This window comes from Streptomyces sp., assembly GCF_036566765.1.
Classification (GTDB): domain Bacteria; phylum Actinomycetota; class Actinomycetes; order Streptomycetales; family Streptomycetaceae; genus Streptomyces.
Genome location: NZ_DATCVQ010000137.1, coordinates 1 through 15,561, shown reverse-complemented (window position 1 = coordinate 15,561; position 15,561 = coordinate 1). Strand labels below are relative to the sequence as shown.

At 71.3% G+C, this 15,561-nt stretch carries 13 protein-coding genes and 1 pseudogene; 7 read left to right on the top strand and 7 right to left on the bottom strand.

The annotated features are described in order from the left end of the window. The 4 genes from VIU94_RS07060 to VIU94_RS07045 form a co-directional block, all read right to left on the bottom strand. The coding region (locus tag VIU94_RS07060; protein ID WP_331908707.1) for a GAF domain-containing protein at positions 1-695 on the bottom strand (695 nt) is incomplete at its 3' end. A gap of 51 nt (positions 696-746) precedes the next feature. Beyond that, positions 747-3,362, bottom strand: a complete 2,616-nt coding sequence (locus tag VIU94_RS07055; RefSeq protein WP_331908705.1) for a cation-translocating P-type ATPase — start codon at positions 3,360-3,362, stop codon at positions 747-749. A gap of 7 nt (positions 3,363-3,369) precedes the next feature. Beyond that, complete coding sequence (locus tag VIU94_RS07050; protein WP_331908703.1) at positions 3,370-4,230, bottom strand: universal stress protein; 861 nt, start codon at positions 4,228-4,230, stop codon at positions 3,370-3,372. Then, on the bottom strand, positions 4,227-5,129 hold the full coding sequence (locus tag VIU94_RS07045) for a universal stress protein (RefSeq protein WP_331908701.1): 903 nt from the start codon (positions 5,127-5,129) through the stop codon (positions 4,227-4,229). The genes VIU94_RS07050 and VIU94_RS07045 overlap by 4 nt, the downstream gene beginning before the upstream one ends. 248 nt (positions 5,130-5,377) lie before the next feature. On the opposite strand from VIU94_RS07045, the gene VIU94_RS07040 reads away from it, so the two are divergent. Beyond that, positions 5,378-6,001, top strand: coding sequence for a CBS domain-containing protein (locus tag VIU94_RS07040; protein ID WP_331908699.1), 624 nt, complete (start codon positions 5,378-5,380; stop codon positions 5,999-6,001). A 21-nt stretch (positions 6,002-6,022) separates the two neighbouring features. Next, positions 6,023-7,012, top strand: a complete 990-nt coding sequence (locus tag VIU94_RS07035) for an Acg family FMN-binding oxidoreductase (RefSeq protein WP_331908697.1) — start codon at positions 6,023-6,025, stop codon at positions 7,010-7,012. 8 nt (positions 7,013-7,020) lie between these two features. Here VIU94_RS07035 and VIU94_RS07030 read toward each other — a convergent pair whose 3' ends face one another. The 3 genes and pseudogenes from VIU94_RS07030 to VIU94_RS07020 form a co-directional block, all read right to left on the bottom strand. Further along, the gene (locus VIU94_RS07030) at positions 7,021-9,411 is read right to left on the bottom strand and encodes a glycoside hydrolase family 65 protein (RefSeq protein ID WP_331908695.1); all 2,391 of its coding nucleotides are present in this window, start codon (positions 9,409-9,411) and stop codon (positions 7,021-7,023) included. Then, positions 9,408-10,214, bottom strand: coding sequence for an HAD family hydrolase (locus VIU94_RS07025; protein ID WP_331908693.1), 807 nt, complete (start codon positions 10,212-10,214; stop codon positions 9,408-9,410). The genes VIU94_RS07030 and VIU94_RS07025 overlap by 4 nt, the downstream gene beginning before the upstream one ends. A 21-nt stretch (positions 10,215-10,235) precedes the next feature. Next, positions 10,236-10,838: pseudogene (locus VIU94_RS07020) on the bottom strand (alcohol dehydrogenase catalytic domain-containing protein); the annotation flags it as partial. Between the two features lie 176 nt (positions 10,839-11,014). Here VIU94_RS07020 and VIU94_RS07015 point away from each other — a divergent pair. The 5 genes from VIU94_RS07015 to VIU94_RS06995 form a co-directional block, all read left to right on the top strand. After that, a complete protein-coding gene (locus VIU94_RS07015; protein ID WP_331908691.1) occupies positions 11,015-12,442 on the top strand; it encodes an MBL fold metallo-hydrolase RNA specificity domain-containing protein in 1,428 nt (475 codons plus the stop codon). Between the two features lie 103 nt (positions 12,443-12,545). After that, positions 12,546-12,947 carry a cyclic nucleotide-binding domain-containing protein gene (locus VIU94_RS07010; protein WP_331908689.1) on the top strand — a complete coding sequence of 134 codons (402 nt, stop codon included), beginning with the start codon at positions 12,546-12,548 and terminating at the stop codon, positions 12,945-12,947. Positions 12,948-12,950: 3 nt separating this feature from the next. Then, positions 12,951-13,604: a CBS domain-containing protein gene (locus tag VIU94_RS07005; protein WP_331908687.1), complete on the top strand. Its 654-nt coding sequence runs from the start codon at positions 12,951-12,953 to the stop codon at positions 13,602-13,604. Between the two features lie 53 nt (positions 13,605-13,657). Beyond that, entirely contained in the window at positions 13,658-14,992 is a 1,335-nt protein-coding gene (locus VIU94_RS07000) for a nicotinate phosphoribosyltransferase (protein ID WP_331908685.1), read from the top strand. Between the two features lie 116 nt (positions 14,993-15,108). Continuing rightward, on the top strand, positions 15,109-15,561 hold a 453-nt coding region (locus VIU94_RS06995; protein WP_331908683.1), incomplete at its 3' end, for a potassium channel family protein.

Sequence of the window (15,561 nt, the reverse complement as noted above, 5' to 3'; positions counted from 1 at the left end):
TCCAGCATCCTCTCGAGGACCTGGGACTCCTCCGCGCCGGACAGGAGAGCGCTGGTCAGGTCGGAGTTCGCGGCCAGCCACCGCTCACGCAGTCGGCCCTCTTCGTACAGGCGGGCGTTCTCGATGGCGATGCCGGCGGCGACGGCCAGGGTCGTCACGACGGCCTCGTCCTCGGCGTCGAAGTCCGCCGCTCCCCGCTTCTCGGTGAGGTAGAGGTTGCCGAACACCTCGTCGCGGACCCGGATGGGTACGCCGAGGAAGGAGTGCATCGGCGGGTGGTGGGGCGGGAATCCGTACGAGGCCGGGTGCTCGGACAGCTCCGGCAAGCGCAGCGGCTGGGGGTTCCGGATCAGTTCGCCGAGGAGGCCGTGTCCGGAGGGCAGATCGCCGATCTGCTCCCGCAGGTCGTCGCCGATGCCGATGGGGAGGAACTGGGAGAGTCTGTTGTCGTCGCCGATGACGCCGAGGGCTCCGTACTCGGCGTCCACGAGGGTCACCGCCGCCTCCACGATGCCGCGCAACACCTGCGGCAGGTCGAGTTCGCGGCCCACGGACATGACGGCTTCGAGCAGCCCGTTGAGCCGGTCCCTGGTACCACGCACCTCGTCGATGCGCACCTGGACCTCGTCGAGCAGCTCGTCGAGTCTCAGCCGCGGAATCCTGTTCTCCACACGCTCCGGGCCCTCACGACCCATCGAAACCTCCGGCTGCATCGAGCGCTCGGGCGGAACCCGAAGCGCGCAGTTTCACCGTAGTCCGGATGAGGCACCGGTTCCTGTCGGGCTCGCTGGGTGGAAGGCGGTCCGTAGGACGCGGGCCGCGACGAATCCGGCGGGTGCGCACGCGAGGGCGATCCCGGCGCCCGCCCAGCCGAGCGGCTCGGTCTCCAGGACCGAGCCCAGGAAGGGCACGTACAGGGCTGCCGCTGCCAGAAGGGCAGAGGCGAGGACGGACAGAGGGAGGAACGGGTTCTCCTTGGTCAGAAGTCGGGTGCGCAGGCCCAGGACGACGCCGAGCTGCGCTGCGAGCAGGGCGAGGAAGAGGACGCTCTGCCAGGCAAGGTCCAGGGCCTGGGCGGCGAGCCCTGCGCCGAGGGAGGCCGCTGTGACGACGGCCGCGAGAATGAGCAGCCTCTGCCAGGCACCACCGCCGAGAATGTGCTGGTCAGGTGGGCGCGGTGGGCGGTGCATCGCTCCCGGGGACGCGGGCTCGGCACCCATCGCGACGCCTGTGAGACCGTGGGTCAAGAGGTTGATCCACAGGATCTGGCCTGCGCGAAGAGGCAGCGGAAGTCCCAGGAGCGGGCCGATGAGCATCACGAGGATCTCTGCCGCGCCGCCGGCCATCCCGTAGACGAGGAAGCGGCGGATGTTGTCGTAGACACGTCTCCCCTCCTCGACGGCCGCCACGACCGTCGAGAGCTCGTCGTCGGTGAGGACGAGGTCCGCCGCCTGCCGCGCCACCTCCGTTCCGCGCGCCCCCATGGCGACACCGATGTCGGCCCGGTGCAGGGCCGGGCCGTCGTTGACCCCGTCGCCGGTCATCGCGGTCACCGCTCCCCTGGCACGCCACGCCTCCACGATGTCCAACTTCTGCTGAGGGTCCGTACGGGCGAAGACCCGCACCGAGGTGAGGTCGGCGACTCGGCCCGCGGCCACGTCCGCCCCCGTGACGACGCGGCCTTCCGGCTCGCCGTCGCCCAGGAGAGCGACGTGCGACGCCACCGCCCGAGCCGTCGCCGGATGGTCCCCGGTGATGAGAACGGGAGTGATGCCGGCGTCACGGCAGGAGGCGAGGGTTGCTGCGGCATGCGGTTTGGGTGGGTCGCTGAGCGCGACGAGGCCGAGGAGCGCCAGCCCCGACTCCGCCGCGGTGACCGGGCTCGGGATGTCGTTCCGCACGCCCGATGCCACGGCGAGCACGCGGTATCCCCGGGCGGCCATGCGCGCGGCCTCCTGGCGGGCCGCCGCGAGCGCGTCCGGAGGATCGAGTAGGACGGCCGGGTCGAGTACGGCTTCGGGGGCACCCTTCAGACAGACGAGCACCCCGCCTCCGCCGGTCTTGTGGAGCGTCGTCATGCGTCTGCGGAGGCTGTCGAAGGGCGCCTCTCCGATCCGGGGGCGGGTCACCGACAGCTCCGCCGGCTCCGGACAGCCCGTCTTGGCCGCGGCCGCCAGCAGGGCGGCTTCCATGGGGTCGCCCAGAGCCGTCCACCGGCCGTCGGACGCCCTGTCGTCCGCCGGACTCAGCGTGGCGTCGTTGCACAGGGCGGTCACGGTCAGGAGCTCCGTCAGGGGTTCGAGCTCGTCCGCCTCCGCCGGCCTCCCGGCGATGAGGGCCTCGCCCTCGGGTTCGTAGCCCACGCCCGAGAGCTCGGCGCTCACTCGCGGTGTCCAGACCTGCTGGACGACCATGCGTCCCTCGGTCAGGGTGCCGGTCTTGTCGGTGGCGAGGACGGATACGGAGCCAAGCGTCTCGACCGCGGGCAGCCGCCGTACCAGGGCATGCCTCGCGGCCATGCGCCGTGCGCCGAGAGCGAGCGCGAGGGTGACGACGGCGGGAAGGGATTCGGGGACCGCCGCGACGGCCAGGCTGATGGCCGTGACGGCCATCGTGCCGAGTGGGAGCCCCCGCATCAGGCCGAGGGCGAAGACCAGGACGCAGAGCGCGAGCGTCACGGCCGCGAGGACGCGGCCGAGGGCGGCGAGTCGGCGCTGTAGGGGGGTCGGCTCGCGACGTTCGTCGAGGAGAGCCGCGATGCGGCCGAGCGCGCTGTACGCCCCGGTCGCCGTGACTATGGCCACGCCCCGGCCCCGGACGACGATCGTGCCCGCGCTCAGCGTCGCACCGGAGTCCTTGTCGATGGGCACGGACTCCCCCGTGAGCATGGACTCGTCCACCAGTACGGCGGACGCCTCGGCGAGGTCGGCGTCGGCGGCGACGATGTCGCCCTCACCGACCAGGAGGACGTCACCCGGGACGATCGACGCCGCCGGGATGTCGCGGACAGAGCCGTCGCGCCGCACTCGCGCGTGGGGGGCGGTGAGGGCCGAGAGGGCGGCGACGGCGTTGTCGGCCCGGATCTCCTGTGCCACGCCGACGGTCGTGTTCACGAGGACGACCAGCCCGATGACGATCGCGTCGGGATGGTCGCCGATCGCGAGGGTGAGCACGACAGCCCCGAGGAGCACCATAATCAGCGGGTCGGTCAGCTGGGCCAGGACCCGCTTGTGGAGCCGTACGGGCTTCCTCGCGGCCACCTCGTTGGGGCCCGTACCGGCGAGCCTCCGGGCTGCCTCCGCCTCGGTGAGTCCCGTCGTCTCCCGCACCGAGGCGAGTACCCGGTCCGCCGACGCCGTCATGGCCCGCTCACCCGGCGGGGACGGTGATCACCGGGCAATGGGCACGGTGCAGCAGCCCGTGGACGACGGAGCCGACCCGCATCCCGGTGTATCCGCCGCGGCCCTGACGACCGACGACGACCGCAAGGGCGTGCTCGGCTGCGTCCGCGAGCATCTCCACGGGGGACCCGATGGGCACTTCGTGGGTGAGCCGGACGTCGGGATACTTCTCCGCCCAGCCCGCGGTGGTCTCCGAGAGCACGCGGCGCTCGGCGTGGAACAGCGCGTCCCCGCTGTGAAGGGAGAAGACGGGCGGCTGCCAGACGGCGATGGCGCGCAGTGCGCAGCGCCGGAGGTCCGCTTCTTCGAAGGCCCAGGCCAGGGCTGCTCGGGAGGTCTCGCTGCCGTCGACGCCGACCACGAGGTAGGGCGTCTCCTGCGTGACGTGTTCCGCGTCGCCGACGACGACCACCGGGCAGTGCGCCTTCGCGGCGACCGGAACGACCAGGGAACCGGCACTCAGAAACTCCTCGGTACGACTGAGATGCCGGGAGCCCAGCACGATCATCTCGGCCTCGCGTGACAGGCCGGCCAGTACTCCTGCCGGGAATCCGTCGAGAAGGGAGGAGGCGGCCTTGATGCCCGGCTGCCGGGCACGCGCCCAGGCGAGTGCGGTACGCAAAGCTTCCGTGCCGACCTGCCGCCGCGCCAGGTGGCGAGGGGTGTCGTCGACGTGTTGGGGGTCGTGCTGCGGGGGTACAGCGACCATCAGGCGCAGTCCCGCTCCTCGCAGGTGGGCCTCGTCCGCAGCCCAGGCAAGGGCCAGGCGCCAGTTCTTGACCGGGTCGATTCCGACGACGATGTCACGGCGGTCCGTGGTGCGTGTCATGACGTGCTCCCGTGGCCAGGTCCTTGCCGGGGGATGAGCTCCACAGGGCAGTGGGCGTGCTGGAGCAGGCTGAGTGTGGTCCGTCCGATGGTGGGTCCGAGGTATCCGGGCGCCCTTCGACCGCCGATGACGAGAAGGTCGGCGTGGTGCGAGGCGTCGACGAGGGCTCCGGGCACGCTGTGGCTCTGCTGGCCGTCGGCGTGCACGGTGAGTTTCGGGAACTCCTCCCGGACCCGGTCCGCGACCGAGGACGGTACGCGTACCTGATCGCGGGCGGTCCCGTCGCCACCGTTGCGCAACGCGGCCCGGGAGCCGACGGACAACCTCACGGTCCCGATGTGCAGGAGCCGCAGCGGCGCCTTTCGCAGCTGGGCTTCGCGGGCCGCCGCACGGGCACAGCCCATGTCGGCCTCGTCCCGGATCGCCGCGAGAACCACGCCGGCCTCGACGGGCTCCGCGGCCCCGCGCACCACGACCACGGGCGTGGTAGCACCGGCCGCGACCTGAAGACCGACCGATCCGAGCAACAGCGAAGAGAACCCGCCAAGACCCCGGTGTCCGACGACAACCGTGCCGGTCAGGGCGGCGGCTCGTCGCAGACTGCCGGGGGCTGGGCCATCGGTGAGTTCTTTGACGACCGCCAGCTCGGGGTAGCGCGCCGAGATCGCCTCGGCGGTCCGGTCGAGCAGTTCGCTTCCCGCTTGTCGGCTCGTGACGATCTCCGCCTGGGACAGGAACTGGACCGGTGGGTCTGTATCCGCCGCATGAACGAGGCAGAGAGTGCTGCCCCTCAGGGCCGCCTCCGCCGCAGCCCACATCGCCGCCGTGCGTGCGGACGGTGAACCGTCGACGCCGACGACGACCCTGCCGAGGCCGGGACGGGCTGTGGTTCCGCCCATGGCTCCTCCTCACGCGGTCCGAGGGACTCCTTCCACCCTGGCACAGCGGGTCCCGAGCGGCCGGAGGGCCGCTAGGGCCAATGACGGGACCAAAGGTCCTACCCGGGCGGGCAGAACACGGACAGGCAGCGACGAGTCCGTTCGGTCCTGAAGGTGGACCATTCGGCCCTCGCCGCCCCCGAGCGTCCGTTGGAGGGTGGTGAGGCGGGACAGCGCACCGTCCGAACCCTCGAACAGGAGGCGCGGCGATGAAGCACATGAAGGTCGGCGGTCTGATGACCGACGACGTGGTCTCCGCCGTCCCTGCGACGTCGTTCAGGGAGGTGGCCAAGCTGCTCGCCGAGCACGACATCAGCGGAGTCCCCGTCGTGGACGAGGACGATCATGTCGTCGGAGTCGTCTCCGAGAGCGACCTCTTGGCCCGCCACGAGCTGACTGCGCGGGACCTGATGACCACGCCGGCCGTCACGGTTCACGCCGAGGAGACGGTGGCGGACGCGGCACGGCTGATGGTGCGCCGCGGAGTCGAGCGCCTTCCCGTGGTCGACGAGGAGGAACGACTGGTAGGCATCGTGACCCGCCGCGATCTGCTGTGTGTCTACCTCCGCCCGGACTCGGAGATACGGCGCCGCATCCGTGAGGACGTCCTCACGGACGCCATGGACCTGCCCGGGGACGCGGTGGACGTGCACGTCCTCGACGGTGTGGTGACGCTGGGAGGCCGCGTCCGGCGGCGGAGTCAGGCCCTGATGCTCGTCGGACTCGCCGAGACGGTGGACGGCGTCGTCGCCGTCGTGGACCGACTGTCCTTCTACGAAGACGACACGCGCCTCGCATCCCCCGCTCGAACTCCGCACGACGTCCCTTGGTGACTCCCTCAGACAGGACCAACCGTGTCGAACACCGCTCTGACCCCACCGCTCGTGACGTCGCTGATCAAAGATGCCGTCACAGCTCCCTCGATGCACAACGCGCAGCCCTGGAAGTTCGTCTACAAGGCGGGCTCCGGCATCATCGAGCTGCACGGTGATCCGCTGCGCGGCATGCCGCACGAGGACCCCGACCACCGCGCCCTCCACCTCGGGTGCGGTGCCGCCCTGTTCGGCCTGCGCGTCGCCGCAGCCCACAGGGGTCGGCACGCCGTGGTCCGACTGCTGCCCAAGCCTGAAGACCGCTGGCACTTCGCCGACGTGGAACTCCGCGGACCGCACGACGCGGACCCCGATCTCGTCGCGCTTCACGCCGCCCTGGCGCGCCGGCACACCAGCCGCTTCCCCTTCACCGAGGAGCGGATTCCCCCGGAGGTCATCGACGGTCTGCGCGCCGCGGCCCTCCTGGAGGGCTGCCAACTGGTCGTACCGGGCGCCTGGCACACCGACACCGTCCTCGGGACTGTCCACGACTCCGAAAGGTTCGAGGCCGCTGACGAGGCGGTGCGTGCGGAGATCGCTGCCTGGATGCGCACGGGTGCGTCCGACGAGGGCTCCGAGACCGAGGGCATCCCCTCGTACGCCTTCGGCCCGCGGCAGTACGACGTCACCTCTCCGGTCCGGGACTTCGACTCACCCCGGCAAGTCCGGGGCCGCGCTCCGGCGTACTTCGAGAAGCGGCCGCAGATCGCCCTCCTCGGCACAGCCGAAGACACTCCGCAGCAGTGGCTGACGGCCGGCCAGGCGATGCTGCGGGTCCTGCTGCAGGCCACCCTCGACGGTCTGTCCACCTCCCTCATGTCTCAGCCCCTGGAGTGGTCCGAACTCCGGTCCGTCGTACGGGACCCGGCTTCTACGACGGGCTTCGTCCACATGATCATCCGCCTGGGCTACGGCCCCCAGGGGCGGGCCACGCCGCGCCGGCCCGTCTCCGAGGTGCTCACTTTCGACTGAACCTCCTCTCACAGACGGAACCAACGTTCCTGTCCGGGTGCGACGGTGAGCCGACGTTCGCCAGGGAGCACGACGGCGAGCGGGCCCTCGGGCGAGGCAGGGACCCGAACTGCCAGCCGTCCGGGAAGGAGCCGCAGGCGCACCCCTCGATGACGGCCGCAGCACAGGGTGAAGGTGAACCGTGGAATCTCCGCCAGTGCCACCGGTGCCACCCGAAGCCCTTCCGGTCCCGTTTCCAGGCCGGTGATCCCGCGTTCGACGAGGTCGATCGTGCCGGCCATCGCGCCGAGATGGATGCCCTCCCCGGTCGTTCCGCCCTGGACGTCGGCCACGTCGGCGAGCAGCGCCTCCTCGCAGTACCGCCAGGCGTCGGCGCCCTTCTGCCGGGCCAGCACCCATCCGTGGACGAGACTGCTGAGCGTCGAGCCGTGGCTGGTGCGCCGCAGGTAGTACGAGACGGTCGCGCGCCACATCTCGTCGTCCAGCGCGTAGCCGAGCCGGCCGAACAGGCCGTACAGCTCCTCGGGCCGGAAGAGGTAGCCGAGCATGAGGGTGTCGGCCTGCTTCGACGCCTGGTAGCGGTTGACCGTGTCGCCCTCGGCCTCGAGGATCCGGTCGAGTCTGCGAATGTCGCCGTAACGGGCCCGGTACGCCTCCCAGTCGAGTTCCGCCAGGTCTCCGTATCCCTCGAACTGGCTCACCACGCCCTGGTGGAACGGCACGTGCAGGCGGCGGGAGACGTCCTCCCAGTGAGCGAGTTCGCCGTCGTCCAGCGACAGCTGCTCCGAGAGTTCCGTGCGACGGGCCTCGGGCAGTTCGCCGATCAGGTCGAGGCCGCGGGCAAGCACCCAGGCGGCGGTCGCGTTGGTGTAGGCGTTGTCGTCGATCCCCGGGTTCACGGCATCGGGATAGGCGTCGTGGTACTCGTCCGGCCCCACGACCCCACGGATGCGGTAGCGGCCGATCGCGGGGTCGAAGGTGGCGGCCCCTGACCAGTAGCGGGCTACCTCAAGGAGGATCTCCGCTCCGGCGGAGTGGAGGAATCCGCGGTCGCCGGTGGCCTGCGCGTACTTCCAGACGTTGTACGCGACGGCTGAGCCCACATGGCGCTGGAGGCGGGAATGGTCGGGCAGCCAGCGTCCTGAGCGAGGGTTGAGGTGCAGGGCCTGGGTCTCCTCCCGGCCCGAACTCGCGCTCTGCCAGGGATACATGGCCCCCAGATGACCGGCGAGGCGCGCGGCCTCGCGAGCGGCCGGCAGTCGACGGTGCCGGTACATGAGCAACGCGCGGGCCACCTCGGGGAAGTGAAGGTCGAGGTAGGGCAGGACGAAGAGCTCGTCCCAGAAGACGTGCCCCCGGTACGCCTCACCGTGCAGCCCGCGAGCGGGCACCCCGACGTCGAGGTCCGCCGTGTGCGGCGAGAGCGTCTGCAGTACGTGGAACACGTGCAGCCGCAGGATGCGGCCCGCCTCCCCGGGAACATGAAGCTCGCCCTGCTCCCAGACGCGCTGCCAGGCCGCCTTGTGAGTGGCGAGCAGCTGGGGGAAGGCCGGAGCACGAGCGATCACGTCGGTGGCTGCGGAGAGCGGGTCGGCGGCGGGCCAGTCCATCGACGTGTGCAGCGCCAGGGTCTTCACGACCATGGCCGAGCGGCGGGGAACGACTGGCAGGTGGTACGTCTGAACGGTGCCGGCCGAGGTCGCCGCCTCCCGGGCGGGCCGCGCGGGGCGGGTGACCGTGCGCACGGCCACGGCGATCCTGATGCCCGGGTCGACGGTACGGCAGGAGATCCAGGCGACGCCGCCGGGCTCGAATCCGGTCCGGTGGTCCGTGAGATGACGCCCGTCAAGGTGTCGGTAGCGCTCGACTCCGGAGTTGGTGACGGCACCGTCAAGGATGGACTGCACCTCGACAGAACCGCTCCAGCCGTAGGCGCGGAACAGGGTGCGCTGGGCCGCCAGTCCGGGTTCTCCCATGTGAACGAGGCGGATGTGGCTCACGCGCAGGCCTCGCCCGCGGGCGTCCTCGAAGAACAGGCGTCGGGTGAGCACGCCCGCGCGCAGGTCGAGGTGCACCTCGTAGTGGCGCAGTTCCCCGGAGTCGGGCGTCAGCCAGTCGCCGGCCTGCCCGTCGTCCGGCACGCAGCGATAGCGCAGAAGCGTCCAGTTCGGCAGGTTGACGAGGTCCTCGTTCACGATCCTTTCACCGGAGACGACCGAGGTGACCCGGTCGTAGCAGCCGGCCAGATAGGTGCCCGGGTAGTGCGCGCCGCCGGCGGGGCACTCGGGAGCAGAGCCCCGGGTGGCGAACCGTCCGTTGCCGAGCGTGCAGAGCGCTTCGACGAGCGGCTCGCGTTCCGGGTCGTACCGGTCGTACCTCCACGTCCAGGCGGTGGTCATCCGCGCTCACCCCACACGCTCCGGACCAGCGTCGTGAGATCGGGAACCACCAGGTCGGCGCCCTGCCTTCGCAGGGGGGCGGCGGTGCGCCGCAGCGGGGTGCGGTCGACACCCACGACGAGACCGAAGCCGCCACGACGGGCCGCCTCTACTCCGGCGAGTGCGTCCTCGGCAACTGCCGTCTCCTGCAGGCGGCTGCCGAGGAGGGCGGTCGCCCGCAGAAAGAGCGCGGGATCCGGCTTGCCGGCGAGGCCGAGCCGGGCGGCGTCCTCGCCGTCCACGATCACGGCGAGGAAGCCGGCGAGCCCGGCGGCGCGGATCAGCGCCCGGGCGTGCCGGGAGGCAGACACCGCGGCGCACGAAACGCCCGCCGTGCACAGGTCCGCGAGAGCCGGTCGGGCATCGTCGAAGGCCGCGACGCCTTTCGTGCGGAGCAGTTCGGTGAACGCCTGTTCCTTGCGGGCGGCGACCGCCCAAATGGTCGCGCAGCCGGGCGGGTCGTGTGGCGTTCCCGCCGGGAGTCCGAGGCCCCGGGCGGCGAGGAAGGCCGCCGCCCCGTCGTAGCGGGGTCTTCCGTCGACGAAGCGACGGTATTCGGCGTCGGCGTCGAAGGGCGGCTGCTCCGTGCCCGCCACGGCTTCCAGGCAGGAGTCCAGCGCCGTCTTCCAGGCGGCCGCGTGCAGGCCGGCCGAGTCCAGGAGCACGCCGTCCGTGTCCAGGACGAGTGCATGCAGCGGGCGGGATTCGGGGCTTCGGTCGTCCACTGGCACGCTGTGCGCCGGGCGCGGGTGGGAGCCGGTCATCGGCACGTCCTACGCCCCACCGGCGAGGTCGACTGCGACGATACGGCCGGGGCTGTAGAGGCCCGCCGTGATGATGGCGGCGAGACCGATGGGGCCGGCGCCGACCACGACCACCGTGTCGGCGGGGCGCACGGCGCCGTTCAGGACCCCGACCTCGTACGCGGTGGGGAAGATGTCGGCGAGCAGGGCGGCGTCGAAGCTGTCGATCGAGTCCGGCAGCGGGTGGACGGACAGGTCGGCGAAGGGCACCCGGACGTATTCGGCCTGCGTGCCGTCGACGGTGTGGCCGAGGACCCAGCCGCCTCCGCCACGGCACTGTCCGTAACGGCTCTCACGGCAGAAGCGGCACCTGCCGCAGGCGGAGATACAGGAGACCAGGACGCGGTCGCCCGGTCGCACCGTGCGGACGTCGCCACCGCTCTCGACCACCGTGCCGACCGCCTCGTGGCCGAGGACCCGGCCGGGCGATACCTCCGGCACGTCCCCCTTCAGGATGTGCAGGTCCGTGCCACAGATGGTGACGGCGTCGACCCGCACGATCGCGTCGGCAGGGTCCTCGACGACCGGGTCGGGTACGTCCTGCCAGGCGACCCGGCCCGGCCCCTGGAAGACGAGTGCCTTCATGGCGCCCACCAACTTCCTGTCGCGCGGCGCTGCGGTCCTCGTCCACCAGGCTCCGCAGAGTCCTCCGGCAGCACATGAGCCGATCGGCCCCTGAACGGGCCCGCTCGGGCCCTCCGGACCGGGCTGGTCCGGATGCAAGGGTGGAGACCAGCCCATACCGCGAAGGAGGGCTGACCATGTCCGAGGCAGCCCCGAATCCCGCTCCTGCCGCTTCGCGTCCGGCCCTGCTCAGTTTCCTGGGCGGCGTGGGGACGGTCACCGGAAGCAAGTTCCTGGTCGAGAGTGACCACGCCCGGATCCTCCTCGACTGCGGTCTCTTCCAGGGTTTCGCGAACCTGCGACGCCGCAACTGGGAACGGTTCGCCCGCGACGCCGCGGACGTCGACGCCGTGGTCGTCACCCACGCCCACCTGGACCACTGCGGCTATCTGCCCCGCCTGGTCCGCCAGGGCTTTCGGGGACCGATCCTCACCAGCGCCCACACCGCTCGGCTCGCCGGGATCGTGCTGCGCGACAGCGCCCGTCTCCAGATGGAGGCCGCCCGGCACGCCGATGAGCACGGCTGGTCCAAGCACCGCCCGGCCAAGCCGCTGTACGACGACTCCGATGTCGAGAAGACGCTGGCGTTCTTCGACCCGGTCCCGGTCGGCGAGGACGTCGAGATCATGGCCGGCGCCAGGCTGACGCTCCACCACGGCGGACACATCCTCGGCTCGGCGTGGGCGCACCTGACCCTGGAGGACGGCCATACCCTGGCCGTCTCTGGAGACCTGGGCCGGCCAGGGCACCCGCTGCTGCTGCCGCCCGAGCCGTTCTCGGGCGCCGACGTGCTGCTCATGGAGTCGACGTACGGCGACCGCCACCACGACCAGGAGTCCGCGCGGTCGGAGTTCGCCTCCGTGATCGAGCGGACCCTTGCCCGGAGCGGCACCGTCGTCATGCCCGCCTTCGCGATCGACCGCACCGAGGTCGTCCTGCACGAACTGACCCGGCTGCGCGACGCGGGCGTCCTGCCGCGATCGGTCCCCGTGTACGTGGACAGCCCGATGGCGCAGGCGGCCCTCGACGTCTACCGGAACGCCGTACACGAGCGGTCCGACGAACTGCGGCCTGAGATCCTGGCCCGGGGCGAGGCCGCGCTGAGCCCCGAGCCGTTCCTCGCCGCCAGAACGGTCCAGGAGTCCATCGACATCAACAGCGCCCACGGACCCGCGATCATCGTCTCCTCGGCTGGCATGGCGACCGGCGGCCGCGTCCTGCACCACCTCCACCGGCTGCTCCCCGACCCGCGCAACGCCGTCGTCATCGTCGGCTTCGCCGCCGCCGGCACCCGGGCGCGCGACCTCGTGGACGGAGCCCGGACGCTCAAGATGTTCGGCGAGTATGTACCCGTACGGGCCGAGGTCGCCGACGTCCCCCACTTCTCTGCCCACGCCGACGCCGGACAGATCATCGACTGGCTGCGCGGTGCCCCTCCCCCGCACACCAGCTACCTCGTCCACGGCGAACCGTCCGCTTCCGAGGCTCTGCGCGACCGCATCGACCGCGAACTGGGCTGGACGGCCGTCGTACCCCGCTCTGGTGAGGCCGTTCTGGTCCGCTGACCCGGGCCCATCGGTCCCCTGCTGTGACCTGCCCGGCCCTACCTGGGCAAGACCGCCGCGCGGGAGCCTGTGGGGGAAGGGCTGGGGGCACACCATGAGCACCATGAGGATGCTGCTGAACGGACTCGCTCCGGAGGCGCGGGACCAGGTCCTGCGGCACGCCCGCCCGGTCCGGTTCCCCGCAGAGACACGCATCTTCCGCGAGCGGCAGCATGCCGACCGCTTCTGGATCATCGAATCCGGGCGGGTCGAGCTGGACGAGAACCTCCCCGGTCCCAGCACCGCTCTCGTCGGCACACTCGTGCCCGGCGACCTCCTCGGCAGTTCCTGGATGATCCCGCCGTACCACTGGCGCTTCGGCGCCACGGCGACCACCGAGGTGCACGCCCTCGAGTTCGACGGGCAGGCAGTCAGAAAGCTCTGCTCTCAGGACCTCTCCATCGGTGAGGCGGTAACAGCGGCCGTCGCCGCTGTCTGGCGCGCCGAGCCCTCAGGTAAGGAATGAGCGATGACACCTCAGCCGTTCACCGTCGCCGACGTGATGACCAAGAAGGTCGTCGCCGTCCTGCCCGGCGCGGAGTTCAAGGAGATCGTCGCCGCCATGGAGCGGTGGAAGGTGACGGCCGTACCCGTCGTCGAAGGCGAAGGCCGGGTCGTCGGAGTGGTCTCCGAGGCGGACCTGCTCCTCAAGGAGGAGTTCCACGATCACCGCCTCGGCCTCGTCGAGCAGATGCGACGACTGGATGCCACGGCCAAGGCGGGTTCCCGCCGGGCCGAGGGCCTGATGACCTCGCCCGCTGTCACCGTCGGTCCCGAGGCGACTCTTCCTCAGGCCGCGCGCCTGATGGCCGCGCATCGCGTCAAGCGGCTGCCGGTCGTCGACGCGAGCGGCACGATCCAGGGGATCGTGAGCCGGTCCGACCTACTCAAGGTGTTTCTCCGGCCGGACGAGGATCTCGCCGCCGAAGTGCGCCGCGACATCATCGAGCACCTGTTCCCGCTCTCCCACCAGCAGGTCGGCGTCCGTGTCGACGCTGGCGTCGTGACGCTCTCCGGCGAGGTCCGCGACAGCGCGCTCATCCCGCTCGCGGAACGCCTGGCGCGGACCGTCGAAGGCGTGGTGGATGTACGGTGCGAGCTCACCGCCCAGGACCGGACGTAGCCATGCCCGGCCGTTCCGATGCAGGTCACGGGTCCGCCATGCAGGCTCGAACCATGTCGCAGGTGACCGCCACCGACCTGTACGAGGTCACGATGGCGCTCTCGTACCTACGGGAGGACATGCGGGCACCCGCCACCTTCAGCCTCTTCGTCCGAGACCTCCCCCCGGGCCGCGGATTCCTCGTCGCCGCGGGGCTCGAACCGGCCCTCGACTACCTTTCCCGGTTCCGGGTGGGCCGGTCCGACGTCCTGGAGTTCGCAGAGGCGCTGCGGCGGCCGGTCGAGGACCTCGAACCGCTGCACGGCCTGTCTTTCGACGGGCAGGTCCGCGCTGTGCCCGAAGGACGACTCGTCCTCGCGGGTGAGCCGCTCCTGGAAGTCACAGCGCCACTGCCGCAGGCCCAGCTGGTGGAGACGTACCTGCTGTCCCTCCTCTGCCACCAGACAGCGGTCGCTTCCAAGGCGGCGCGGTGTGTGCTCGCCGCCGCCGGACGGCCCCTGGTGGACTTCTCCTTGCGCCGGAACCACGGGCCCGAGGCCGGCATGCAGGCGGCGCGGCTCTGCGCGCTGGTCGGCTTCGCCGGCACCAGCAACGTCGCCGCCTCGACGCGGTACGGCATTCCCGCCTCCGGCACGATGGCCCACTCGTACGTCGAGACCTTCCCCTCCGAGGAGGAGGCGTTCCGGGCCTTCGCCCGCACCCATCCCGGCCCGCTCACCTTCCTGGTCGACACGTACGACACCGACCTCGGGGTCGCGACGGCCGCTCGCGTCCTCGGCGACCTGGGGCGCGGTACGGGATGCGCGATCCGCCTCGACAGCGGCGACCTTGGTGCGCTCGCCCACCGGGCCCGCGCCACGTTGGACGGCGCCGGTCTGCGGGACGTACGGATCATCGCGAGCGGCGGCCTCGACGAGTACGGCGTGGCCACGCTCGTACGGGACGGGGCACCCATCGACGTCTTCGCCGTGGGAACGAAAGTCGGCACGGCCGCCGACGCACCGTACCTGGATGCGGCGTACAAGCTGGTCGAATACGACGGCCGGCCCGTCATGAAGCTCTCGTCGGCGAAGGTGACGGCTCCGGCCCCGAAGCAGGTCTTCCGAGGCCCCGGTCTGCACGACGTCATCGGCCTGGCGAACGAGGAGCCGCCCGCAGGCACGGAGCCGCTGCTGCGGACCGTCATGCGCGGCGGGCTTCGTACGGAGCCGCCCGACACCCTGGGCAGCGCCCGGGCCCGCTTCGAGGCCGAGGTCGCCGCACTGCCGGAGGAGGCCCGACGCGTCGAAGGCCCTGTGCCGCCAGTGCCTTTGGTGTCGACCCGGCTGGCGGCTCTGACGACCGTGGTACGACACCGGATCGAGGCGAGGACGCGAGCCGGGCGGTAACACCAGGGACACGCCGCGGAAGCTTCGCACCCGAAGGAGCGAGCGGGCACCACCAGGAGTCTGAGATCGAAGCCGGAGGGCGGGACTCCGCCGCCGCTCGTGGGAAAGGTGCCGGGATGACCTGGCTTGCGACGCCCGCGGGCGCTGTCCTGGTGCTGTTCATCCTCCGGGACGTGTTCCACACCCTCTGGCACCCGACCCGTCACGGAGGTCTGAGCAGGCTCGTGATGATTTCCCTGTGGTGGCTGTCCGGCCGCCTCGGCGCGCGGTGGCGGACGGCCGGTCTCGCAGGCCCGCTGGGCATGGTGACGGTCGTCGCCACGTGGGCGCTGACCGTGGCCGTGGGGTGGGCGCTCATCTACTGGCCCCACATGCCGGAGGAGTTCTCGTACGCGGCGGGGCTCGTCCCGTCCGACCATGCGGGCCCGCTCGACGCCCTCTACATCTCGCTGGTCACCCTGGCCACGCTCGGACTGGGCGACATCGCGCCGGCCTCCGGATGGCTGCGCGTACTCGCCCCCATGGAAGCCCTCGTGGGCTTCGTCCTGCTGTCGGCGACCGTCGCCTGG

Coding starts and splice junctions, on each gene's coding strand:
- VIU94_RS07005 (WP_331908687.1), top strand. CDS start 12,951: ATGACACCTCAGCCGTTCACCGTCGCCGACGTGATGACCAAGAAGGTC.
- VIU94_RS07030 (WP_331908695.1), bottom strand. CDS start 9,411: ATGACCACCGCCTGGACGTGGAGGTACGACCGGTACGACCCGGAACGC.
- VIU94_RS07010 (WP_331908689.1), top strand. CDS start 12,546: ATGAGGATGCTGCTGAACGGACTCGCTCCGGAGGCGCGGGACCAGGTC.
- VIU94_RS07015 (WP_331908691.1), top strand. CDS start 11,015: ATGTCCGAGGCAGCCCCGAATCCCGCTCCTGCCGCTTCGCGTCCGGCC.
- VIU94_RS07000 (WP_331908685.1), top strand. CDS start 13,658: ATGTCGCAGGTGACCGCCACCGACCTGTACGAGGTCACGATGGCGCTC.
- VIU94_RS07040 (WP_331908699.1), top strand. CDS start 5,378: ATGAAGCACATGAAGGTCGGCGGTCTGATGACCGACGACGTGGTCTCC.
- VIU94_RS07045 (WP_331908701.1), bottom strand. CDS start 5,129: ATGGGCGGAACCACAGCCCGTCCCGGCCTCGGCAGGGTCGTCGTCGGC.
- VIU94_RS07025 (WP_331908693.1), bottom strand. CDS start 10,214: ATGACCGGCTCCCACCCGCGCCCGGCGCACAGCGTGCCAGTGGACGAC.
- VIU94_RS07055 (WP_331908705.1), bottom strand. CDS start 3,362: ATGACGGCGTCGGCGGACCGGGTACTCGCCTCGGTGCGGGAGACGACG.
- VIU94_RS07050 (WP_331908703.1), bottom strand. CDS start 4,230: ATGACACGCACCACGGACCGCCGTGACATCGTCGTCGGAATCGACCCG.